Source organism: Variovorax brevis, from assembly GCF_030317105.1.
Taxonomy (GTDB): Bacteria; Pseudomonadota; Gammaproteobacteria; order Burkholderiales; family Burkholderiaceae_C; genus Variovorax; species Variovorax brevis.
Genome location: NZ_JASZYG010000012.1, coordinates 104,834 through 128,278, shown reverse-complemented (window position 1 = coordinate 128,278; position 23,445 = coordinate 104,834). Strand labels below are relative to the sequence as shown.

21 protein-coding genes, 3 pseudogenes and 1 other annotated feature are annotated in these 23,445 nt (G+C 57.4%); of the genes and pseudogenes, 11 read left to right on the top strand and 13 right to left on the bottom strand.

The window, feature by feature from the left end; all coding sequences use genetic code 11:
- Positions 1–194 precede the first annotated feature (194 nt).
- The 11 genes from QTI66_RS29310 to QTI66_RS29260 form a co-directional block, all read right to left on the bottom strand.
- Positions 195–1,154 carry a Bug family tripartite tricarboxylate transporter substrate binding protein gene (locus tag QTI66_RS29310; protein ID WP_286563790.1) on the bottom strand — a complete coding sequence of 320 codons (960 nt, stop codon included), beginning with the start codon at positions 1,152–1,154 and terminating at the stop codon, positions 195–197.
- Positions 1,155–1,334: 180 nt separating this feature from the next.
- On the bottom strand, positions 1,335–2,276 hold the full coding sequence (locus QTI66_RS29305; protein ID WP_286563788.1) for a tripartite tricarboxylate transporter substrate binding protein: 942 nt from the start codon (positions 2,274–2,276) through the stop codon (positions 1,335–1,337).
- Positions 2,277–2,386: 110 nt separating this feature from the next.
- Complete coding sequence (locus QTI66_RS29300; protein ID WP_286563787.1) at positions 2,387–2,764, bottom strand: carboxymuconolactone decarboxylase family protein; 378 nt, start codon at positions 2,762–2,764, stop codon at positions 2,387–2,389.
- 49 nt (positions 2,765–2,813) lie between these two features.
- Positions 2,814–3,740, bottom strand: coding sequence for an NAD(P)-dependent oxidoreductase (locus tag QTI66_RS29295; RefSeq protein ID WP_286563786.1), 927 nt, complete (start codon positions 3,738–3,740; stop codon positions 2,814–2,816).
- An 85-nt stretch (positions 3,741–3,825) separates the two neighbouring features.
- A complete protein-coding gene (locus tag QTI66_RS29290; protein ID WP_286563785.1) occupies positions 3,826–4,701 on the bottom strand; it encodes an aldo/keto reductase in 876 nt (291 codons plus the stop codon).
- A 20-nt stretch (positions 4,702–4,721) separates the two neighbouring features.
- Entirely contained in the window at positions 4,722–5,558 is an 837-nt protein-coding gene (locus tag QTI66_RS29285) for an LYR motif-containing protein (RefSeq protein ID WP_286563783.1), read from the bottom strand.
- Positions 5,559–6,093: 535 nt separating this feature from the next.
- Positions 6,094–6,957 (bottom strand): Bug family tripartite tricarboxylate transporter substrate binding protein, encoded by an 864-nt coding sequence (locus QTI66_RS29280; protein ID WP_286563782.1) that lies wholly within the window; start codon positions 6,955–6,957, stop codon positions 6,094–6,096.
- Positions 6,958–7,154: 197 nt separating this feature from the next.
- Positions 7,155–7,514, bottom strand: coding sequence for a carboxymuconolactone decarboxylase family protein (locus QTI66_RS29275; protein ID WP_286563781.1), 360 nt, complete (start codon positions 7,512–7,514; stop codon positions 7,155–7,157).
- A gap of 284 nt (positions 7,515–7,798) precedes the next feature.
- Positions 7,799–8,173: a LysR family transcriptional regulator gene (locus QTI66_RS29270; RefSeq protein ID WP_286563780.1), complete on the bottom strand. Its 375-nt coding sequence runs from the start codon at positions 8,171–8,173 to the stop codon at positions 7,799–7,801.
- A gap of 14 nt (positions 8,174–8,187) precedes the next feature.
- Positions 8,188–9,210 carry an amidohydrolase family protein gene (locus QTI66_RS29265; RefSeq protein WP_286563778.1) on the bottom strand — a complete coding sequence of 341 codons (1,023 nt, stop codon included), beginning with the start codon at positions 9,208–9,210 and terminating at the stop codon, positions 8,188–8,190.
- Between the two features lie 111 nt (positions 9,211–9,321).
- Positions 9,322–10,377, bottom strand: coding sequence for a tripartite tricarboxylate transporter substrate binding protein (locus QTI66_RS29260; protein WP_286563777.1), 1,056 nt, complete (start codon positions 10,375–10,377; stop codon positions 9,322–9,324).
- A 985-nt stretch (positions 10,378–11,362) separates the two neighbouring features.
- Between QTI66_RS29260 and QTI66_RS29255 the strand changes: the two genes are divergently transcribed.
- From QTI66_RS29255 to QTI66_RS29220, 8 genes and pseudogenes are all read left to right on the top strand, one after another.
- The gene (locus tag QTI66_RS29255; RefSeq protein WP_286563775.1) at positions 11,363–12,526 is read left to right on the top strand and encodes an acyl-CoA dehydrogenase family protein; all 1,164 of its coding nucleotides are present in this window, start codon (positions 11,363–11,365) and stop codon (positions 12,524–12,526) included.
- Between the two features lie 20 nt (positions 12,527–12,546).
- Positions 12,547–13,734, top strand: coding sequence for a CaiB/BaiF CoA transferase family protein (locus QTI66_RS29250; protein WP_286563773.1), 1,188 nt, complete (start codon positions 12,547–12,549; stop codon positions 13,732–13,734).
- 49 nt (positions 13,735–13,783) lie between these two features.
- Complete coding sequence (kce, locus tag QTI66_RS29245; protein WP_286563772.1) at positions 13,784–14,716, top strand: 3,5-dioxohexanoate:acetyl-CoA acetone transferase; 933 nt, start codon at positions 13,784–13,786, stop codon at positions 14,714–14,716.
- Between the two features lie 27 nt (positions 14,717–14,743).
- Positions 14,744–15,202, top strand: coding sequence for a MaoC family dehydratase (locus tag QTI66_RS29240; protein ID WP_286563770.1), 459 nt, complete (start codon positions 14,744–14,746; stop codon positions 15,200–15,202).
- Positions 15,203–15,222: 20 nt separating this feature from the next.
- Positions 15,223–16,110: an HpcH/HpaI aldolase/citrate lyase family protein gene (locus QTI66_RS29235; protein ID WP_286563769.1), complete on the top strand. Its 888-nt coding sequence runs from the start codon at positions 15,223–15,225 to the stop codon at positions 16,108–16,110.
- Positions 16,111–16,149: 39 nt separating this feature from the next.
- Complete coding sequence (locus QTI66_RS29230) at positions 16,150–17,121, top strand: Bug family tripartite tricarboxylate transporter substrate binding protein (protein ID WP_286563768.1); 972 nt, start codon at positions 16,150–16,152, stop codon at positions 17,119–17,121.
- Between the two features lie 96 nt (positions 17,122–17,217).
- Positions 17,218–17,664 (top strand): annotated as a pseudogene (locus QTI66_RS29225) (transposase); the annotation flags it as partial.
- Positions 17,448–17,562 (top strand) — a sequence feature (AL1L pseudoknot). It overlaps the preceding pseudogene by 115 nt.
- Positions 17,641–17,960: pseudogene (locus tag QTI66_RS29220) on the top strand (HU family DNA-binding protein). The pseudogenes QTI66_RS29225 and QTI66_RS29220, both read left to right, overlap by 24 nt.
- Before the next feature lie 30 nt (positions 17,961–17,990).
- Here the strand turns inward: QTI66_RS29220 and QTI66_RS29215 are convergent.
- Positions 17,991–18,782 carry a transglutaminase domain-containing protein gene (locus QTI66_RS29215; RefSeq protein WP_286563766.1) on the bottom strand — a complete coding sequence of 264 codons (792 nt, stop codon included), beginning with the start codon at positions 18,780–18,782 and terminating at the stop codon, positions 17,991–17,993.
- Between the two features lie 138 nt (positions 18,783–18,920).
- Between QTI66_RS29215 and QTI66_RS29210 the strand changes: the two genes are divergently transcribed.
- Complete coding sequence (locus QTI66_RS29210; protein WP_286563765.1) at positions 18,921–19,238, top strand: hypothetical protein; 318 nt, start codon at positions 18,921–18,923, stop codon at positions 19,236–19,238.
- Positions 19,239–20,275: 1,037 nt separating this feature from the next.
- Positions 20,276–20,408 (top strand): annotated as a pseudogene (locus QTI66_RS29205) (IS3 family transposase); the annotation flags it as partial.
- Between the two features lie 83 nt (positions 20,409–20,491).
- On the opposite strand, the gene QTI66_RS29200 reads toward QTI66_RS29205, so the two are convergent.
- Positions 20,492–21,772 carry a porin gene (locus QTI66_RS29200; RefSeq protein WP_286563764.1) on the bottom strand — a complete coding sequence of 427 codons (1,281 nt, stop codon included), beginning with the start codon at positions 21,770–21,772 and terminating at the stop codon, positions 20,492–20,494.
- Positions 21,773–22,577: 805 nt separating this feature from the next.
- Here QTI66_RS29200 and QTI66_RS29195 point away from each other — a divergent pair.
- On the top strand, positions 22,578–23,402 hold the full coding sequence (locus QTI66_RS29195) for a FadR/GntR family transcriptional regulator (RefSeq protein ID WP_286563762.1): 825 nt from the start codon (positions 22,578–22,580) through the stop codon (positions 23,400–23,402).
- The last annotated feature ends 43 nt before the right edge of the window (positions 23,403–23,445 follow it).

Genomic DNA, 23,445 nt, shown 5'->3' with positions numbered 1-23,445 from the left:
CAGCGCTGCCGCACGCAGCGATTAGGGCCTGCCCGGCGCTGCCATCCTGTGTTTGCACATGCGGCCTCAGTCTGCAGCACGCTAGGTCGCAGCTGTGGCCCGATGATCCGATGATCCGCTCATGGGCCGCAAGTGGAAATGGCCTTCGTCAAGACGGGATAGGAGCAGCATCACACTGGCACTGCTCTTTTTACCTACTCTGTTTTGATATTTGCCTGCCGGATGACCGGCGACCATCGTTCCACCTCTTCAGCTTGGAATTTAGCAAGCGCAGGACCACAAACCACTTGATACTCAACGTCTAGTCTTTCGCGCCCGGCCTGAACTGCCGGTGCCTGCGCGGCCTTGGTGACGGCCTCGATAAACTGGGCCACAACGGGTGCAGGAGTCTGGATCGGCAAGTAGATTCCGAACCAAGGCGACATCTCATAGTTGCTGACCCCCGATTCGGCTGCGGTGGGGATATTGGGCATACTTTTAAGTCGATGAGTACCGGTAACCGCCAATGCCCTGATCTTTCCCTGCTCGTACATCGGCCCGCCTGAGACACGATCGAAGAAAACCATGTCGACCTGCCCCCCTACAATATCCATGAGCGCAGTTCCGGTGGATTTATACGGAACCCCCAGCAACTTGATATTGGCCTTCTGCTGTAGCAACTCTCCCGGAACGCGTGTGCCCGTGCTGACATAGCCAAATGTAAACTTCCCGGGCGCGGCCTTGGCCGCCGCAATCATTTCGGGCAGCGTCTTATAGGGCAGCGTGCTTCGAATGAACATCACGCTGGAAGTCTTCCCAAGCATGCATATGGGGGCGAAATCCTTCGCCGCGTCGTATGACAAGGTCTTATTGATGAGACCGTTGAGCACCTGCGTGGAATTCGACCCTATGAGCGCGGTGTAGCCGTCAGGACTCGAACGCGCCGCGGCTTGAGAGCCTATGGCGCCATCAGCGCCTGGCCTGTTGTCGATAATGACGGGTTGTCGGGTAACGGCGGCCAACGACTGACCAAACTCCCTTGCCAACGCGTCCGTCGCACCGCCGACACCGAATGGAACAATGATCTTGATCGGTTTGTCGGGGTACTCAGCGTGACCTGCAACGCCAACTGCACTCAGAATCACGGCGAAACAATTTCGAACGAGCAGCTTCAAGGCGTCTCCAGTAAAGGATTAGGAAGTGCTCCCGATCAGGATGATCGAGAGGTTTGCCGCGGGGACCAAAGGTGCACAACACTGTCAATGCACATTTGCTGCAAGATTGCCCTCGGACTTTTTATGGAGACAGATGCACATGAGGCACAGTTCTCCTCCAATGGTCCGCGAGGCATCAACTCATTCCGGTCTGATGCCTGCCGTATCAACAATCTTCTTGATGTTGGCGTGGTCCGCAACGATGTAGCGCTTGAACTCGTCAGGTCCGCGCGTGTCGGGGATCGCTCCGCGCTCGTTGAGCGCACGACGATAGTCCGGACTCGAAAGAATCGGTTCTACCGACTTCCAGAGCGAGTCAACAATCTGCTTTGGAGTTTCCGATGGCAGAAAGATACATTGGTAGTCAAGGGTCCGATAGCGCGGCAAGATCTCAACGACAGTGGGTACATTGGGAAACTCCGGCCAGCGCTTTTCAGTCATGACGGCAAGGATTTTCAGCTTTCCGCCTTGAACCAACGGCATGAGGGAACTCGCCGAACTGTCGATGATGTCCACGTTGCCAGCCGCGACGTCCACGAGGCCAGGCGCGCCACCCTTATAGGGTACTCGGATGAGTTTGATCCCGGCCTCGTTCACCATTGAAACGAGACCGAGGCCTCCGTAGTGCGCATAACTGTGCGTGCCGGGAGTCTTCTGCGCCATGACAATGAATTCGCGCAAGTCATTTGCTGGGTGATTGACTGCGGCAACAATTGCGACGCGCACGTCACATGTCTTTGCAAAGGGCAGTAGTGATTGGAGCGGGCGAAACTTGACGTCCCTCAGTAAGAACTCCTGGTTCAGAATATTGCTGAAGGTGTACAGCAGTGTTCGTCCGTCCGCGGGCTGGCTCGCCACGTAAGCTGCACCGATCGTCCCGAATGCGCCGGGCCGGTTGTCAACAATCACACTTTCTCCGAGCTGCGTTGCCAATGCATTGGCGAAAACGCGACCCAGAATATCTGCGCTTGCACCAGCAGGCCAAGGCACAACAACTGTCATCTGGCGCTTGTTCTGCGCGAACGCCCCGGTCATGAAAGGGGCGGCGGCCAGCGCCAAGGCGAAATTGCGTCGACTCGTCATCTTTGTCTCCAGTACTTCGGCTTCAATGAGCCACGTACACCGCCGATCGCGGCGCCTACTCCAATCCACCGGCGCTCCGTGAGGCGGACCGGGGATCAACGCCACGGATCTCAATCGATCAGCTTGCGCTCCCTGAGCACCTCTTCGGCGATGCGGAAAGAGTCCACAGCTGCAGGTAGTCCACAGTACATGGCGGTGTGGAGGAGAATTTCTCGAAGCTCGTCGACCGTGCAGCCGTTGTTCAGGGCGCCAGCCATATGGTTGCGCAACTGATTCGGCCTGTTCAACGCGGTCAGCATCGCAATGTTCAGGATGCTCCGCAGCTTGCGATCGATGCCGTCGCGCGCCCAGATGCGTCCAAAACAGACGTCCTCCATGTAGTCGTGAAGAACAGAGTTGAATGAGTTGATTTTTTTGGTCCTGGCTTCCATGAACTCGTCGCCCATGAGTTCTCGCATTACTTTCAGGCCTGCTGCTTTGGTGTCCACAATAATTTCCTAGTCTGATGATTAATATTGATTGCTATCGGGTGCGGGCTCAGCCGCGCTCAAACGTCTTCTTTACGTTTTCGGCAGACTCTTTGATCGTCACGCCGGCGCGCTCGTTTTGAAGTTGCATCGGTACGCGTGAATCGAGATCACCCCAGCCGCGCTCCAGAGCCTCGGTGTAGTCTTCGTAGGCTGCCTGGGACTGCTTCATTGGCACACCCATCTCTTTGGCGAGATCCAGAGCGAGGGTGAAGTCCTTGTAGCCGAGGCGCAGGTTGAAACCGGTTTGGTCGTACTTCGACTGGAGATATTGATCTCCGATGAGATCGAAAGTACGGGTCCGCCCAATTACCCCCTGTCGGACAGCGTGCCACAGCTCAAGAGGATCCATGCCGGCCTTGGTTCCGAGGCTCATGCCTTCGGCAATCGTCATTCGCATGACCAGGCTCACCAGGTTGTGCACCAGCTTCGCCACGTTTCCTGCGCCAATCGCGCCGACATACATCACCTTGTCGCCTACCGCGTCGAGCACAACCTTGGTTCGATCAAAAACCTCGCGATCTCCACCGACATAGATTGCCAGCTTTCCTGAACGCGCCCCTGCGGGCCCCCCGCTTACAGGAGCATCCAGCAGTTCGATTCCCATTTCCTTCACCCGAGCTGCCACCTCCCGCACGACGGTTGGCGAGTTGGTCGTCAGGTCAAACCAAACGCTACCCTTTCGCATCGAGGAGGCAAGACCACCCTCACCGACCCCCAGCTCTCGCATCTCCTTGGGACCCGGCACTGAGGTAAATACGACGTCCGCTTCGCGAGCAAGCTCCGCCACGGTTTCACTCCAACGAGCGCCCGCTTGGATATGCGCAGCGGCACTCTCCTTTCGCACGTCGTAGACAACGAGCTCATGGCCTGCCTTCAGCAGATTCAGCGCGATTCCCGCTCCCATTGCTCCTAGACCAATAAAGCCGATCTTCATACTTGCATCCTTTGGATTGTTAAGAACTGTCGCGATCTGCGCTGCCTCGACCGATGATTCGTAGCAAGTAGCGCGAGATCTGAAGCTACTTGCTGTCTTCTGCCTGGTAGACCTGAAAGGTCAGGCGCGGCAATTTGGCGATGTCCACTGGGGGGGTCCAGTTATTGATGATCGCCAGATTGCGATCTACCTCGTCATTCCAACGAATGCCGATGATTCCAGAATGCACCCTGCTATCGGAAAGCACGAACTTCAGGGCGACGTCGTAAAGATCGTGCGCAGCCTGCCATTCGGGCGCCAGATAACCAGCCTGCATCTGCATGATTCCCGAGGTCATGGTGCGCATCGTGACGACCCCTGCATTCACCTTCTCCGCTTCGATCAAGAAGTGGCGTGCTGCAGCCTGGTAGATAAAGTTATACGCAATCTGAAAAACTTCGACCTCTGGAAATGCAAGAAACGGAATCAACGTCCAAGGCTCTTCCGATGTAATTCCGATGTGGCCGATCTTCCCCTGGGCTTTCATTTCCCTCAGACCGTCCAAAGGGCCGCCTTCCTTCGTGATGTGGTCGTAGTCAGCCTGGTAGTACATCCGTCCATGAATCTGCACGACGTCGATATAGTCGGTCTGGAGCCTCTTGAGGCTGTTGTGCACGCTTTCAATGGTGCCCGCCTTGTCAAGTTCGAACCACGACTTGCTTGCCAGCACGCAGTCCTTCCTACGGGACTTCATCACCTCACCGAGCATCTCCTCGCTGTAGCCGTCGCCGTACATTGGCGAGGTGTCGATGTAGTTGATTCCCTTGTCCAAAGCGTAGTGGACAGTCTCAATCACTTTTTTCCTGCCTTCTTCAGAACGCGGATCCCATCCGGTCGACTTCTGCGAGTACGTGATGGTCGCACCACCAAATGCGATGGGCGATACGTCTAGGCCGGTGCGGCCAAGCTTTCTGAGTTTCATTGCTGTTCCTTGGCGATTGACTACTCAGCCAACGTTGTTGCAGTTCCTGGCAGCGTCGGCACGAATGGCGCCAGAAGCACCAACCGGCCCTTACCACCAGCATCAATGTCCGCCGCATGTTGGGCAAATGAACCTGGCCAGAACTCTTGCGGGTCGTCGCGGAGGAACCAGAGCAGGCAGACACGCCGCTCTGGATTCGGGTCAAGCGCTAGGGCCACGACCCCCGCACCGTTCGATTTGGAATCTGCCCCTTCCTTCCGCTCTTCGCGCAGGCCGCGTGGGAGGAACGCCACGCATTGCCCGATCGGTCCTGCCTGCGACGGGACAAACTCTTCACGCAGCCACTTGATCAGGTCTTCGCGCGAAGCGGCATCCGGAGCGTCCACAAGTTCTACTGCCAGACCGCGATAGGGATAGTCCAACGCGTGGATGTCTTGCATCGGCGCCGGATCGAAGACATGCGAAAAGGCAAGCTCATGCATCGCGCTGTACACGCGCGTCCTGTCACGCGGTCCGCGCCCTTCCTTCGTCAGGTACTTGAGTGCCTCCTGTGCCCACTCCCATACTTCGTCAATGTGCCCGTCGATTGCCCAGTAAAGGGAGACGAACGACCCCATCTCTGTGGGCTTGTCCCCCTCCGCAGCGAACCTCTCAAGCTTCTTGCAACGGACGAATCGTCGACCAGCAAACACCCAAGGCCCAACCATCGCACCCGAGTACATGTGGTCGTCTTCATACCACCTGTTGTATGGCTCCTCGCGCCCTTCGTGGGCGTGCGGCATGGTGATGAGCGCGCCACCTAGTTTCACCGCGGTCGGCTGCTCCGCAGCCAAAGCCAGATACAGATCTTTCGACATCACTCAATTTCCTATCAGAGGTTATGGACACAGGCCTAGCAAGCCGCATCAAGTGGGCATTCATCGTGCGCCCAACTTGAGGCGGCCACCGAAGCCGCTCGATCGCATTGCTTCAACAAACTGTCGACTTAATCATAGGTTAACCATTGACCTTTGATATGAGGGTTTGCACGGACTTCGAAGAATTTCAAGCTGAAGGCGTCCCTTTAATATCGGTGCTCGTTTGCTCGATGTTCCCTGTGCTTTCGCCAAGGTTGGGCGCAACGGCGCAACTTCGTAAGCAACGGGATAGACGCCCCACATCCGCAAGGCATCAACGAGTCAAAGCCGAAGAGTCACCAGCGACTGGAGCGGAGAGGGGCGTTCATCCGGTCAGCCCATTGCATGCGCGACTTCAATGGCGCAACCGGTCAACGCAAAAGACTCTTTGCGGATGCCTCGCGCCCCGTGAAAAGGGCTTCCGTGGTTCGGTACCCTGGGAGAAGCCGCTTCAAATGCGATCTGGTGTTGACGGCAGACCGCGCCGCGCCCGCCGTCATTCGGGCTGAATACCGGACTTTTCGACGATTTTCTTGATGTGCGACTGGTCCGCGAGGACAAATTTCTTGAAATCATCAGGGCCAAGCGGGTCAACTGTTGCGCCGCGCTCAGCCAGACTACGTCGGTATTCGGGAGTGGAAAGAACCGCAGATGTTGCAGTCCAAAGTGCATCCACTATCGCCTTGGGTGTCTCAATGGGCAGGAAGACGCCTTGGTACTCGATCGCTTGATAACCAGGCAGAATTTCCTTGACGGTAGGGACATTGGGATACTCTGGCCATCGCTTGTCACCCATGACAGCCAGAAGCTTGATCTTTCCACTTTGCACGAGCGGAAGAGCCTGTGCCAGGGAACTCGCAATGATGTCCACGTTTCCTGCGGCAACGTCAAGCATGCCCGGCGCACCACCTTTGTAAGGTACCCGCATCAAGTCAATTCCCGCCTCAGCGGCGATTGAGACGACACTCAAATCCCCATAGTAGGCAAAACTTTTCTTACCTGGGTTCTTGGATGCCAGTGAAATGAATTCCCGCAAGTCGTTCGCTGGAAGTCCGCTGCCAGCGACTAGTGCAACCTTGACGTCGCAGGTCTTTGCCAAGGGAAGAAGTGTTTGAAGCGGCCGGAACTTTACGCCCTTCAGAAGGAACTCCTGATTGAGCATCGTTGGGCCCGGGGTATATAGCAGCGTTCGTCCATCCGCTGGCATGCCGGCCACATAATTGGCGCCGATGGTGCCCCCCGCCCCCACTCGGTTCTCGACAATTACGCTCTCCCCGAGCTGCGCTGCGAGGCCACTGGCGTACACGCGCGCTAGTACATCCGTGCTTCCTCCGGTCGTGTACGGCACGACGACGGTCATTTGTCTTTTTCCTTGTGCAACTACTGGCATGACAGCAGATGCCCAAGGAAACGCGAGTGCAGCGAGGATGAGGTTACGGCGAGTTGGCATGATGCCTCCTGTCTACGGGCGGCTTTCGACAACCGAGAAGGGTCCGAATCGCCTTTTTTGAATGCGGAGAGCGCAGTCAAGTCATCTGTGCTGCGCCCCATAAGGCCTTATTTCGAGGAGCCCGCTTTAATAAATCCCAGCTCTTCGAACAGTGGCTGGGCGACCAGCGCGGCGGAGAGCGAAGCGGGAAAGCCAGCGTAAAACGCGAGATGGGTTATCACTTCACTGAGTTCTTGCGACGTTACCCCGTTGTCAAGCGCTCGCTCCATATGCGACGGAATTTGGTCCGTCTGCCGTAGGGCGATCAGAGCGGCTACGGTAATCATGCTGCGATCGCGCTTGGAAAGCTCGGGGCGCTCCCAAATGTCGGCATAGATGGTGGTCGCAATGACGTCCTGAAGCTTGGGGACGACTGCCTTGGCCTTTGAGACCGCAGCCCTGGCTTTAAGAGTGTATTGACTGGGCATGGATGCCTCCGTGACTTGGGGTTAAGGTTTATTCGATTTGAAGCTTCAAGCGACGCCTTGGCGCGACGGAATCCTGCAGTGCAACGTCGCCAAAGCGTGTGAATAGCGGACTCGTCATGGGAGCAAAGGATCGCCGTGAGAGGAACATCGCACAGCATTGGTTAACCATAAACCATTTTATCCTTACAGTCAACGCAAATACGTGAAAACGAGGGGTTCGGCATGTCGCAAGAATCTTTTGCTGGAGCGATGGGCGCACTAGGAATCGAGCTTCGTGCGAATACTCACGCCTGTGAGACGAGCGCGCGTATCTTCGTCTCCATGACTTCAACTTGCTCCAGAACAATCGCGGCGTGAAGGAGGAACACCTCTCCCGCTGGCATCACCCGCAGACCCTCGAAATCGCGGATGAAGAGGCAGGTACCGAAGGCCTCTTCCAATGCGCTGAGCCGATAGCTGGCAGTCGAAACTGAACAATGAAGTGCACGAGCCGCCGCCGAGAGGGAACCCAGTTCCGCGCACACCAGAGCCAGCCGTATTGAGACCAGGTCTACCCTTGCAAGGTTGACCCTCTTTGAATCGAGCTTCAGGCGGCTGGCGTTGGAGAACGCCGTGCCGACCCGCAGATGCGGCTGGCGGGGGAGTTCACACTTTTGCATCAGGGGCTCTTTGCTCAACTTAGATCGACGCGATAGACCTTTTCCGCTGTCCCACGAAACAGCGCGGTCTTCTCGTCGCCCGAACAGCCGGCAACGATGAACTTCATCGCATTCCAAAGTGGCACGAAGCCGCATGCGCGCCCGTCGTTTGGATAATTGCTCGCCATCATGCAGCGCTGTGCACCAAAGTTCTCAATCGATGTCTCCACATACGGCCTCCACGTCTCAGCCAACTCTTGGTAGCCAATTGGTTCCGAGCGCTCAGTAAAACCGAAGCCCCAGTACGATGTCCCAAGACCACCGATCTTGCAGAACACGTTTGGATGACGGGCCAGCTCTTTCATGTTGAGCCGCCAGCTCTCAAAGGCCTCAGCGCGGCCCGCTTCATTTGCATCAATTGCAGTTGCGAGCCCAATGTGATCGAGAATGATGGTGGTGTCCGGGTGGTCTGCTGCGACCTGCGCAAGCTCTGGGAGCTGGTTATGCAGGACTGTCGCGTCGAACGTGAGTCCTCTGCGTCCCAACTGGCTGAAGGCTGCGCGAAAGCCAGGACTTTTCAGAAGATCTGGAGGTGGACGATGGGTCAGGAATCTCAGTACTGCTTCGTTGGGGTGTGAGATCGCAATATGCCGAACACCACGGAACCGGTTGGGTGCAGCGGCGATGGACGCATCGAGCGTGGCAGCAACTTTGTCGCCGGTAGTCATATCCGCAAATCCCACGATCGAAGCGGCTACCCTGCAGGGACCATAAGTTCCACTGCGCATGACCGCCGCAACGCCGTTGGCGAACTCGACCTCCCCAACAGGCCGGAATTCTTCTGGACCATCGGGGCGAGACATTGACTGCGTCTCAATGTAGACAGAGCCAATGATCTTGTGCCCGGCGTTCACGTCCTCCAGATAGTCCTCGAGCATGTATCGAAGATGCGGACGGTCAAAAAGATGATGGTGCGCATCGAGGATCTCAATGTCAGGCTCGAGAATCGCCTCGTCGCGTCCTTCTTTGACCTTTTTGAATGGTGGTACCTTGTTCATGCTTGCCTTTTTGCCTTAGTAGTCGATTGATTCGGCCCCGCGTCAGCTCAAGAGCGACGCCCTTGGAGCCTCCGGCTGGCAGCCTCGATGTCACATATGGAGACGCGACGCTTACTCGATCCGGCTGCTCTTGATAAGTCGGGCCCAGCGCTCGACATCTTGTCGAAGCATCGCGGAGAATTCTTGCGGCGTTCCAGGCCTTGGGCTCGCACCATCTCGTGCGAGCAACTCACGCATCTCGGCGGATTCCAACGCGGAGTTGAGCTCTTCGTTGAGTCGCTTCAGAACTGGGGCGGGAAGTCCCGCCGGCGCCAAAATGCCCCACCAGCCATCAATCTCAAACCCGGAAAAGCCAAGTTCAGCGACGGTGGGAACCTCAGGCAGCATTGAAGAACGCTTTGCTGTAGTAACGGCCAAGGCGCGCATCTTTCCTGAACGCACATACGACATTGCTGCTGGCAAGGACGGCATCAAGAGCTGAACTTGGCCGCCCATGAAGCCGGTGATTGCAGGAGCAAGGCCGGTGTAGGGAATATGAGTCAACTTGATGTTGGCCACCGACGACAACAGTTCGACGCCCAGATGGTTCATTGAACCTGAACCTGCAGAACCATAGTTCACGCTGCCGGGTTTTGAACGGGCAAGCTCAACAAGTTCCGCCAGCGTGCTGATGCCCAGACTGCTTTCTACGACGAACATGTAAGGAGCGGCGCCTACTTGACCCACAGGCGTAAAGTCTTTTAGGGCATCGTAGGCGGGCTTGCTGCTCCCCAGTCCAATCAGCATGCTGGTGCTGAAGGGGTTGGAGGCCAGAAGCAGTGTGTAGCCGTCAGGTGATTGGTGCGCAACGTAGCTCATGCCGATGACTCCTCCCGCACCCACCTTGTTTTCAACAACGACAGGTTGCCCCAGTCGGCTCGCCAGCTTCGCTGCCACGGCCCGCGCGATTGCGTCCACGCTGGATCCAGGTGCAAACGGAACGACCAGCTTGACAGGCCGGCTTGGCCATTGAGATTGAGCGAAGCATGGTTGGTAGAACGCAAGCGTCGAGAGAAGCAAGCCCACTACAGCCAATGCCCCCCGCAACACGCGAGAGAGCGGCGCGCTCTCCGCCATACGATTGAACTGCAGAGGCCTGACAGTGCCCTGCGTGACGTACCGAAGCATTTGTCTCTCCTTGGAATTTGTACTGGGCGCGCCGCGCCAATGGCCAGCTAAACGCGGCAATGGTTAATCATTGATGATTATTTTATCGATAATATTCTCGAAGTCAAGACTGCAAGTGAGTGTGAGCAGAGGTCGTCAATGCCACAACGGGAACGCCAAAAGGTAAGAAATGGGTGGGCCCGCGCGCGCCCAGCGGACCCGGCGGCTCCCGGGACAACGAAGCAAGATCTCAAGCAACATCCAGCGCTTGCTGAACGCCATCGCAAGTGAGGGCATTTCTCTCGCCATCCGCGAGAGGGCTTAATCGACTAGGGTCGCCAAACTCGTTCCCATACGAGTTCCCGCCGCTGCACGACGTCGCCATACAGGCGAATTGGGGGCCGAAGAAGCATCTGAACGCCGAGCATCACGACGCCTCGAGTTTGTACTCCGCCAACACGCGAAGGATCAGATGCAATGTCCACCAAAGTGTTCAGCGTGCGTCCATCAAAGGTGTAGGTCCCACCATATGAAGAATAGTTGCGCGAACACCCAGACCGCAGTTGCGAGTCGCCATTACACAAAGCCGCGAGCATTCGTCCGTTGGCGAACGTAATCATGCCTATGGGATTGGCACCATACGGGGCACTGAGCCGCTCATTGCCCTCGTCCCAAGCACGGCCGTCGACGAGCCGCCAAACACCATCAAGAACTTCCACGCCGCACCTCCGATACTGAAAGTAGGCCTCAAGTTATCCGAAGTTAACCCAATCGTCAATGGTTAACCTTATACCCAACCATCCTACTGGTTTGCGTGCTTTTTCGCGCGGGCCTCAAGCCATGTCTTCCTCCATTTGCCCCTCGTAGGACAGGGGCAACCAAGCGATCTATATCGACCCAGGTTCAGGAATCAAGTGATCACGCTGACGTGGTCAACGATTAACCCTTGACAAATCGGCGTCGCTGAATCCTATAATGGTTAACCAATACACGGAGATGGCTCAAAATGTTTGATCTGACAGCAGAACAGAACGCGATTCGAGACGGTGTTGCAGCGGTATGCCGTCGCTTTGGCGACGAGTATTGGTCGACTTGCGACAGAGACGAGAGATTCCCAAGTGAGTTTCATCGCGCCATGGCGGAGGATGGTTGGCTGGGGCTCACGATGCCCGAACAGTTTGGGGGTGCTGGCCTAGGCGTTACGGAGGCCGCCATCATGATGCACACCGTTGCTTCGCACGGCGCAATGACGGCTGCATCGTCGATTCATATCAACATGTTTGGCCCGCACCCCGTCGTTGTCCATGGAACTCCCGAACAACAATCACAGTGGTTGCCGCGCCTCGTGAGCGGCGAGGATCAAGTCTGCTTTGGTGTCACCGAGCCGGATGCCGGCCTTGATACCACCAGCATCAAAACCTTCGCCAAGAAGGTGGAAGGCGGCTACCGAGTTACCGGCAGGAAGATGTGGACGACGACTGCGCAGGTCGCCAACAAGATACTCCTTCTCGCGCGCACCACCGCGAAAGACGCCGACAAGAAAAAGGCTACCGAGGGAATCACCCTGTTCTACACGGATCTCGACCGCACGAAGGTCGAGGTCCGGCGAATCCCGAAACACGGTCGCGCAGCTGTTGATTCCAACGCCGTCTTTCTGGATGACATCTTCATTCCCGAGGAGCATCGCATTGGCGATGAAGGGAAAGGATTTCGATACCTTCTAGACGGGCTCAATCCGGAACGAATTCTGGTGGCAGTTGAGGCAATAGGGATCGGGGAGGACGCACTGAACCGGGCATCACAGTATGCGCGCGATCGCGTCGTCTTCAATCGACCCATCGGCATGAATCAGGCAATCCAACACCCGCTCGCTGAATGCTGGATGGCCTTGGAAGCTGCCCTACTCATGGCTGCCAGAGCCGCGCACCTATATGACTCGAAGCAACCCTGCGGGGCGGAAGCGAACAGCGCGAAGTTTCTTGGCGCCCGCGCTGGGCACCAAGCTGCGCTGCAGGCAGTAATGACACACGGGGGCATGGGCTATGCCAAGGAATACCACGTGGAGCGCTTGCTGCGCGAAGTTCTGCTTACACGCCTTGCACCCGTTTCGGAACAGATGATTCTTTGCTTTATTGCAGAGCGGGTACTCAATCTCCCGAAGTCCTACTAGTCAATGGAAGGAAAGCAACTATGAAACCGTTGTCTGGCATCAGGGTCTTGGATCTGTCTCGTGTTCTCGCTGGGCCTTTATGCGCCCAGGCACTCGGGGATTTGGGTGCAGAAGTGACCAAGGTCGAGTCGATAGGATTGGGCGATGAGACACGAGGCTGGCCCCCCTTCAAAGGTGCCGGCCTCGGCGCGGTTTTTTTGAGTGTGAATCGCAACAAGCGCAGCATTTCGATCGACCTGAAGTCTGATAGGGGCCGCAAGCTGGTCCATGAGTTGGCCAAGGGCGCTGACGTTGCCATCGAGAGCTTCAGCACAGGGGTCGCAGAGCGACTCGGTATAGACGCCCCAACACTTCAAGAAATTAACCCGCGTCTGATTCATTGCAGTATTTCGGGATTTGGACGCCAAGGCCCGCTTCGGGGATCACCCGGTTACGACGTTATTCTGCAAGCGTTCGCTGGCGTGATGTCAATGACGGGAGATGAGAGCGGCGGCTATATCCGAAGCCCCATCTCCCCGATCGACCAGATGACCGGTACTCACGCGATCATCGGAATCATGGCCGCACTGATGGAGCGACAGCAAACTGGAACAGGGGGGACCGTGGAGGTATCGCTCTTCGAAACCGCCCTAGCCCTTCAGCGATATAACTTGCAAAGCTTCTGGCTGACGGGAGTGCAGCCTCCGAAGTGTGGGTCGAGCCATGAATCGCTGTGCCCGTACCAGGCGTTCGAAGCTTCAGACGGTCCCATCATGATCGGCGTCGCCAACGACAACCTGTGGAGAAAGTTCTGCAGTATTGCTGAGCTCGATGAGGTTGTGAACGACCCACGATTTCGTACCAACCCGGATCGCGTTGCAAACCGCGCTGAGACTGTGCGCCTTGTTCAACAAGCCATATCTCGCAAGTCTGTTTCTTATTGGTATGAGCAGCTCTCGCGCGTCAGCGTTCCTTGCTCACCAATCAACACGTTGGATCAGTTGCTTGACCATCCTCATACGCGCGCTAGCGACGTCATTCTTAAATACACGCATCCGACAGCTGGCCCTACGACCAGTGTCGGGCAGCCTTACATATTGAACGGAGAAACGCGCTCAGCCGGGGCGCCTCCTCCACTTCACGGTGAACACACCGATGACGTCCTCCGCGACCTTGGCTTAACCGCCTCGGACATCGAATCGCTCAGGTCCAGCAAGGTTGTCGAATGATGCCAGTCGTCGCGTCGCCTTGCGACAACCAAACCAAGGAGTAAGTCCAGTGGCCAAGCCAAACAAAGTAATCATCACCTGCGCCGTGACGGGAGCTATCCATACGCCCACCATGTCTCCCCATCTTCCAGTCAGCGCAAAGGAAATCGAAGACGCCGCAGTTGGCGCCATTGAAGCGGGATGCGCAATTGTTCACCTTCATGCTCGAGATCCGGCCTCTGGCCGGCCATCTCAGAACGTTGATTTGTTTCGCGAGTTTGTCGGGAACATCAAGCAACGGACGAACGGCATCATCAATCTGACGACAGGCGGATCGCCAGCCATGACGAGAGAAGAGCGGCTTCAGCCTGCTCTGCAGCTCAAGCCCGAAGTCGCTTCCCTGAACATGGGATCGATGAACTTTGCCCTCTTCCCGCTGCTGGGAAAGTACAAGACATTCAAGCATGAATGGGAGCCAGCGTATCTTGAGGCGACGCGCGACATGGTGTTTCGCAACACCTTCAAGGACATCGAGTACATCCTTTCTTCCTGCGCTGACAACGGCACCAAGTTCGAATTTGAGTGCTACGACACCGCGCACCTTTACAACCTGGCGCATTTTGTGGACAGGGGGATCGTCAAGGGGCCGCTCTTTGTGCAGACCGTTTTTGGAATTCTTGGCGGGATCGGGACGCATCCTGACGACGTGTCCCACATGAAGCGGACAGCTGATCGCCTGTTCGGTGATCAGTTTGTCTGGTCAGTACTCGGCGCCGGCCGCTTCCAAATGCCCATCGCTGCAACGGCGGCCGCTATGGGCGGCAACGTACGTGTGGGTCTCGAGGACTCGCTATGGGACGGACCGGGGCAACTGGCCGAGAGCAACGCTGCCCAGGTGCGCCGGGTTCGCTCAATCCTTGCGGGACTATCCCTTGAAGTGGCGACGCCAGACGAAGCTCGCGAGATCCTGTCCCTCAAGGGCGGCAATAACGTCGGCTTCTGAACCTCACAACCAACTTTTGGAATCGATATGCCTGGACTCTATTACGAGCAACTGGAAGTGGGCCTTGTCTTCAAGCACGCCATGCGCCGCACGCTCACCGAGACGGACAATGTTCTTTACTCATCGCTGACTCACAACCCAGCAGCGCTACATCTTGATGAAGAGTACTGCAGGGAGCACACCGAATTCGGCCAACGAATTGTCAACAGCGCGTTCACGCTGGGACTGATAGTCGGAATTTCGGTTGGAGACACGACTCTTGGAACCACAGTCGGGAACCTTGGCTTTGATGAAGTCAGGTTTCCGGCCCCCCTGTTCCACGGAGACACCGTGCGCGTTGAGTCGGAGGTGATCAGCCGGCGTGAAAGCGCGTCCCGGCCGAACGCCGGCATCGTGGTTTTTGAGCATCGTGGCTACAAGAAGGGCGATGTTCTCGTAGCGCGGGCGAGGCGCTCTGCACTGATGCTGAAGCAACCCGCTGCCTGACCCCAACCGCCGGAGCCTTTATGCAAGCACCCAGATCCTTTCTTTTTGTCCCCGGAGACAGCGATCGCAAGATGGCGAAAGCGTCTTCCAGCGCCGCACAGGCGCTGGTCCTCGATCTTGAAGACGCAGTCGCCGCCGATCGCCTCGAAGGCGCCCGCGCAACCGTTCGTGACTATCTTGCTTCGCATCCCGATCGGAAAAGGCAGCAGGTATGGGTACGCATCAATCCCATTGACTCAGACAAAATCATCAAAGACCTGGCCGCCATCGTATCGGGCGCACCAGACGGAGTGCTCTTGCCGAAGTGCCGTTCCTGGAAAGATATTGCGCGTCTGGACAACTACCTTACAGCGCTTGAGGGACGTGAGGCGGTTGGTGCTGGCTCCATAAGAATTCTTCCCGTTGCAACCGAAACTGCGTCGTCTGTTTTTGAGTTGGGCAACTATCGGAATTCAAGCACCAGGCTGATGGGACTGACGTGGGGCGCCGAAGATCTTTCCACCGCCGTCGGTGCATCCACCAACAAGGACGATGACGGTAAGTACAGCTTTACCTACGACCTTGCGCGCAGCCTTTGTCTGCTTGGCGCGAAGGCTGCTGGAGTCCACGCTGTGGACACTATTTTCGCCAACTTCAGGGATCCCAAGTCCCTTCAGGCGGAGGTCCGTCGCGCGCGGCAAGACGGCTTTACTTCCAAGTTCGCCATCCACCCCGATCAGCTTGAAATCATAAATACTGGCTTTCAGCCGGACGCCAGTGAGATCGCCCATGCCCAAGCGGTGGTGGCCGCTTTCAGTGCGGCCGGGAGCACCGGTGCGGCGCAGGTCGATGGAAAGATGGTGGACAAACCCCATCTGACCCAGGCGCTGCAGATCCTCGAGGCTGCGGGGCTGGGTGTTTCGGCGTAAAGCGGGCCCACCAGAACTCCATCGAGCGAACAAGGGTCTATGACTAGCTTTACAAGGCGGGCGCTCGTGCTCGCATTGGCCATTCTTGCGGGTACAGCGTCCGCACAGGGCGACTACCCGTCACGACCCATCACCCTTGTCGTACCGTTTGGGGCGGGAACTGGCACTGACGTGATCGCCCGCGTAATTGCGGAGGCCATGGCCAAAAGCATGAAGGCCACGATCGTTATTGACAACAAAGCCGGAGCAAGCGGGCAGATCGGCACTGAGGCCGTGGCGCGTGCTCAGCCAGACGGCTATACCCTCTTGGTCGCGACAAACTCGACGCACTCAGGCAATCCATACCTTTATAAAACGCTTCGGTACGACCCTGTAAAAAGCTTTTCGCCCATCGGGCGGATGACCATCAATCCACTCGCGCTCCTTTTGCGTCAGGACTCACCATTCAAGACGGTGGAAGAGTTGCTGGAGCACGCAAGAAGAAGTCCTGGAAAGCTCAGCTACGGCTACGGCAACACAGGTGGCCAGGTTTCGGCAGCCATGTTGGTCAACATGGCTGCAATCACCTCGCTCGCAGTTCCCTACAAGACGACGCCCCAGGTGTTCACGGATCTCATCGGGGGGCAAGTGGACTTCACCTTTGTGGATGTGGCCGCATCGCAGGCGCTTATCGAGTCAGGAAAGATTCGAGCTCTTGCGGTTACGAGTACAAAGCGATTCAGCCAGTTGCCCACCGTTCCAGCATTGTCCGAGTCTCGTGGGCTTGAGCAGTTTGCGCTGTTTGCTTGGCTTGGACTGATGGCGCCTGCCGGCACGCCTGCACCTATTCTTCAAAGGCTCAACGTCGAGTTGCGATCCGCGCTCGAGACACCGGAAGTGATCAGGCGACTCGAACAACGCTCCGGTTCAATCGTCGAGCCGACCACGACCAAGCAGTTTGAACATTTCATGGTCGAACAAAGCTTGCTTTGGAAAAGACGGATCAGCGAGGCAGGTATCAAGCCGGAGTGAACCGCCCCCGATTTTGAGGAGGCTCCAATCTTGAGAGGACGGAGCACGAGGAAGTCAGTGAAGTTTTCACCCGAGGTTCGGGAGCGTGCAGTGCGCATGGCGTCGGAGCACCGAGGCGAGTACGAATCGCGCAATGGGCAGCGGTCGTGTCGATTGCTGCCAAGATCGGCAGCACGCCGCAAACCCTACTGAACTAGCGTTCGCCTGCATGAGCGTGATAGCGGCCAACGCGAAGGTACGACTACGGCCGAGGCCCAGCGAGTTAAGGAGTCGGAACGCGAAGTGCGCGAACTGCGCAAGGCCAACGAGATCTTGAAGCTCGCCAGCGCGTTTTTTGCCCAGGCGGAGCTCGACCGCCGTCTGAAGTCTTGATGGAGTTCATCGATCAGACCCTAGGCGCACGGGGTCAAGCCGATCTGCAAGGTTTTGCAGGGCGCCCCATCGGCCTATTGGCGCCACGCTGCACGGCAGCGCAACCCGGCGTGGTGCTACGCACGTGCTCAGCGCGATGCAGCCCTGGTGCCGCACATCGAACGCGTCTGGCATGACCTGCCTCCTCCCGCCGTGCCATTCATAACGAGGAAGTCCGCTGCGGACGCCGAACTCAGCAAGGTCGATGCTGGCCGAGTACTCGATTCAGTACTTGAAAATTTGACGCGGGCACTGGCACGTGGGGAAACCGCGCAACTCATCGGTTTCGGCAATTTCAACGTGGCGAGCCGTGCCGAGCGCGCCGGCCGCAATCTGTCCACCGAGAGCAGGTGACGATCAAGGCGAGCAAGGCGCCGAAATTCTCAGCAGGCAAAGCATTGAAGGACGTCGTCAACGTGGATCACTAGGCGCTTCGGCGCAAGCCAGCCCGCGTGGGCTCAAGTTTCCCGGGCCAGGCAATCCACTGTGACTTTGATGTCGCGGACCTCGAGGGGGCCATAGTTTGAAAGAAAGGCGACGTCGGCGGCGTCCCGTCCGTACGCGACGACGAGTCGACCCCCGCGTCGTTTCATCTGGGTTGCGTCAAAGGTGTACCACCGGCCACCCAACCAAGCCTCGAACCACGCATGCATGTCCATAGGGTCGAGTTCATACAGGTAGCCCACGACCATTCTGGCGGGGATGTGCAACGCGCGGCAGAGCGCCGCGCCAATATGTGCGAAGTCCCGACAGACGCCTGAGCCCACGGCGAGCGTATCGAGCGCGTCGGTGCTCCCGTCACTGACGCCGTATCTGTATTCAACGTTATCGCGGATCCAAGCGCGGATAGCCTCCACCTGTGGGTACCCGGGCGCAACATCGCGCGTGATCTCGCGAGCACGGTACGCCATCTTGTCGGACGGGCAGTATCGGCTCTGAAGTAGGTAAACGAGCACGTCGGAAGGCAGCTCAGGAATGGGCGTGATGCCTGCATCCGGCGCGACGGCGATGACCTCCTCGGTCTCCATGATCGTGCTGACCTCGATGCGCATCTCCCCCTTGGGAATCATGAGCCGCTGACAAAGGTTGCCATACGAATCGACGTACTCGGTTGTCGGCACCCATGGGCGCACTTGGTACACCTCGCTCACCATCCACTGCGCTTGGCCGCTTCGCGGACGCATCCTCGCAACAACCGGACAGTCCTCGCTGGCCGTGAGAGTCATCTTGCATTCGGCATGAAGTCGCATTCGAACCATTCGAACAAATCACCGCGAGCGTGACAATGAGCAGCGAGCGCGGCTCTTGCCTAGCGATCGTCTGCGCGTGCGCTTTAGAGCGCTACCTCTAACAGCGCCGCCGCGGCATGAAATGTGCGGCGCCGCACGATGAACTTACTGAACTTGCCGGAGAGTATGCGCCGCGGACTGGAAGATCTCATCGGCGACATGGTGTACGCACGCAGGAATGCCGACCTTGGAAGACTGGCCCTGCTCTGCTATTGCGAGGTCCGGCACTGGGCACGCTTGGCCGGCGAACTGCGATTGGCACAGCTGTCGTACGTTCTCATCACGGAGCAGCCGGTCAACGACCGAAAGGAGTTTTTAAGGCGAGTGGACGACGTCATGGCCGAGTTGGAGGGCGTCTGCGAGCGCGCGGGCATCAAGGAGGGCTTGAAATCACTGGAAAACGTCAGGCTTCAATAAGTGTCAGCTGATCGACGCAATGCACGCAGGAGGGCGTTCGGCTGCGCGGAAGTTCGCACCAGAGCCACCGTTGGCGCGCTGGAAGGTGAAGCACCTGTCATCTCCGGTGGCTGGCGGGTCGCTGTGGCCCGCTTTGTGCGTGTTTGAGTAACCCGCCTTAGCGCACGCCCGCTTCACTTTGCTACTTGGCTCCCGTGTGCGCAGACTGCATCCTTCGGCGTTCATCCTACATCTGCCACCTAATTTTCGATGGAATGTGAAGTTTTCACCATATCGGCACCATGCAACTTGAAACCGACGACGACTTTTGGGGGCCTCCCAGCACGCGGAGGTCCATTGAACTGGAGCGCCAAATTCGCAAAGAGCTGTATGCGCGCGTCTGGCGCCGAAACCTCTCTCTGCTCTTTTGCGCGATTGTCCTCACTGCGGGGGCGTTTGTCGTTTCGCACTGAACGAGTGGTCCGGCCCGTCGGTGGATTCACGCTACGGCCGGTCAGGACGGGCTGTTGGCCGAGATGATTGAAGGCAGCACGAAAATTCTGGCTCAACCGGGGCGCCTTCGGCGGGCGGGCAGGGGCCTTCTATGAGGACTCAAAAGTCGAGCATAAATGGTGGGTCAGGCTGTTTCTTGCCCGTGTTGCGTAGAGCGTCATCACTTCCCGCAGTGCTCGAAACGGCAAGGTCTGACATGTCGTGGGCTTTGACGCGGCAACAGGGCGCCATGCGCTGCACTACCGACTGTTGCCAGAAGCCCCCGTCTACCCCGACATAGATGGCGTCAGTGCCGACTTCGACTCCGAATGTGCCAGGCGCAGGTTGATGCGGATCAATTGAAGCGCCTGCCGGGCACATACCCGGCCTTAATGACTCTAGCCGATGCGTGCGAACGCCATCGCTATCTCAAGTGCGCACGCGCCGAATTGTTCGTTCTCACCAAGATCCCTTCGTCAAACCCAAGCGCGGCGACAAAGCTCCTATGGATCGCGATCATTGGTCGCGGTAGGGATGGGGATTACTCCCCGCCCCTACCGCGACCGGAACTGACGACGATCGAATGGGTGTCTTGGTTCAACCACCACCGGTTGCTGAAGCCAATCGGCTATGTCCCGCCCGCGGAATTTCGAGGCCAACCCCTATCGTCAACTTGAGCAGCAGGCCATGCCGGCCTGACACAAGCCGAGGGGCCGCCACAAAATCCGTGGCCGTTCAGCGGGAGCAATCCGGATCCCGCCAAAAAGGGGCAGGGAACTAGACTAGAACGAGTGCTTAATGCCGAAGTCGTAGCCAATCGAAGAGGCTGGCGCATAACCTCTAACACCTGCTCCGTTCGATACGTAAGTCAACCCGCCACCTGTCGTAGCACCCATGATCGCAGGGCTGTTTTGACCATTCTTGATTTGCACCTTGGCCGCAGTGGCGTAGAGCAACGTCCGTTTGGACAGGTTGTAAACATATCCGAGTGACAGCTTTTCCGTTGATGCGTCGTTGTCGTTCAGCCCAAAAGGCACGGGGACGACATTAAGGCCGTTATTGAAGTTCACTTTGGCGTAGGACGCCCGGATCAACCCGGCACCGACTGGGACTGTCACTCCGATCAGTCCTCCTGTGTACTTGTCGTTGATCTCGAGCTGTGCAAGAGGCGCCGGGCTCAGCGGATTCGTGGACTTGCGCTTGTCTTGGAGTTGAGAGATTTCGACAAACAATTTGGCAACTCCGAAGTCGTAGGACGCACCAAGATTTGCAGTCGTGATCTTGTCGCTAAGAGAAGGAGTACCGAACAGAGAATCGGCAGCAGTGCTCTCGCCATAGGCGACTGCCACGTCAAGTGCGCCACTTGCGTAGCCAAAGCGCCCGCCGTAGTACCGACCTTTTTGAGAAGGACTTTGCGGCTCGCCGCTGCTCTTTGTATTTTCTGGCAGGGCGTACATCAACTGGCCGTAGAAACCGCCCAGGCTGGGTGGCAGGAAGTAGCCGACGCTATTGCTGGAACGAGTGTAGTTGTCGCTCGCACTCACCGTCGAGCCTGGTCCGCGAGCTACCGCAAGGTTGGCGCCGATCGTGCCAAAGAGAGTATTGCCAACCCCGCCATTGGCAAATGGGTCGAAAATAACATCGCTCCAGTAGGTTGGAACGAAATCACGACCAAGACGGATCTCACCGAAGCCACCAGAGAGACTCATCGTCGAGCGCCGATTGAAGCCGAAAGCGCCACCAAGGGCCGTGCCCGCCCCCGTGTCGTTGTTGATGCCTGCCTCCAGCCAAAAGCCGGCGGCTAGTCCCCCGCCAAGATCCTCGGTGCCACGAAAGCCCAACCGGCTGCCGGTGTGATTGCTGGTCGACATGGCCCTCTTGCTCTGCTTCACATCCCCAGGAATGATGAAGGATGCGGGCGGCGGCGTGTTCGAGTAGAAGCTGCTTTTTGTCTGGTAGTAGCTCACCGCGGCGTCCAACACACCGAAGAGGGTGACGCTCGATTGGGCCGAAGCAGCGGCAGCTCCCGCCAGCGCGCCCAGCGCGACCATTGTTTTTCTCATCTCAGGTTCTCCGAAGTTACGCAATGCCTACAGATACAGTCCATCTTTATTGGTCTGGCCATTTATCAAAAGTACCCCTTTTTGAACGCCACTTTTAAGGCAACTCTCCTCTGGTGGCCGGCGGCTCCAACGCATATAAGCATAGGTTAACCATTGAGCACAAGGGCTAGGGTTTTTGCGGGTTTCGGATAATTTCAAGTCCTCTTGCCGCACTGTTAGAGATCGCCTCCAACGCGTGCTGCTGCTGGATGGACATTGGATGACCGATGAGGACCACACCCCCATGCGGGAAGCCCCCGCCGGACTGCTAGAGCATTTCGGGCTCGCTTGCAGCAGGGCTCCATTGGCGTCGAACGGCTACGATCAAGCTTGGAGGATCACATCAGGCGGAGGCGACGTAGGCAGTTTTGGCCTTCGGATTGGAATTGGCTCACTGTCCGCCACGCACCATCCAGCCACTGATCAAGAGCAAGTTGCGGATCTACTCGACCCGAGGTTGGGGGAACCATTTGCCATGCAGAAATGAGGGCCAACACTTGCCGGTAGGCATTGGTTGATGTTTTCGGCGCGTGCAAGCGATTTCTGTGCACTGATACATGGGCGATTTCGTCTCGCCGCGGTATCCTTTCGCGAGGAACGGTGCCGGAGGCATACCCAAACCCCTTAACGCGCTGCTGCTGGCTTTTTCGGCTAACCAATCGCGCCAAACTGGCTCAATCTTCCATAGAATCTAGCTTTCAGCTCTGAAAGCTTGTAAGACGCGCTTGAGCACCGCGAGCTAATTCATCTATCGACAAGAGATCCCATGCAGCAACTGCGCAACAGCAATCCCAAAGTCACCGTAGCTCGTATCTCCGTGCCGAAGCCCCAGCAGGTGCTCATTGATCACTTGCGTGAAAGCATTCTTCGAGGGGACATCGCGGAGGGTGATGGACTGCCTTCCGAAAGAGATCTCGTCACCCAGACGGGACTGAGTCGCGGCGCTGTACGCGAGGCTCTTCGAACGCTGACAGTTGAAGGCTTGGTTCAGACACGCCATGGCCGGTTTGGCGGCAGTGTCGTCACACTTCCCGGCAATGAGTCGATGGCGACAGCTATCAGCCGGTTTGTGCAAGGGCGCAAGCTGTCGCTGCGCTCTCTTCAGGAGACGCGAGAGGCTTTGGAACCGTTTTTGGCAAGACTGGCCGCGGAACGCCGTAATGAGGATGACATACGCGATCTCAAAGCGTTGCATGCCGAGCTTCAGGCCTCAGTCGACAATTTTCAAGAGTTCGCGGCTATCAACGTGAAGTGGCACCATGCCGTCGCCAAGGCGAGCGGCAACGAGCTACTTGCCGCCGTGCTTTTTGCAATTTCTCACGGTGTTCATATCGCGACAACCACCGAGGAATATGACACGGCGGAAATACGCAAGCAGGTTCTGCATATCCACTCACGCATCAACGACGCGATTGAAGCTGGCAAGCCTGATCTCGCTGAGCGCGGCATGCGGCAGCACATGAGTGCTACCCACGCACGGCCGGCTCAGCACCTTGATGCAAGCAACATCCCCCTATCATCGGAGGAACAGGCGCCTCGCAAGAGTCGCCCGACGGCGCGACGAGCGGCAGCTACCAAGGTTCGCAGCTAGACGCGCGAGCCTGCTATCCCGCCTTGCAGTAATTCGGCGCTCC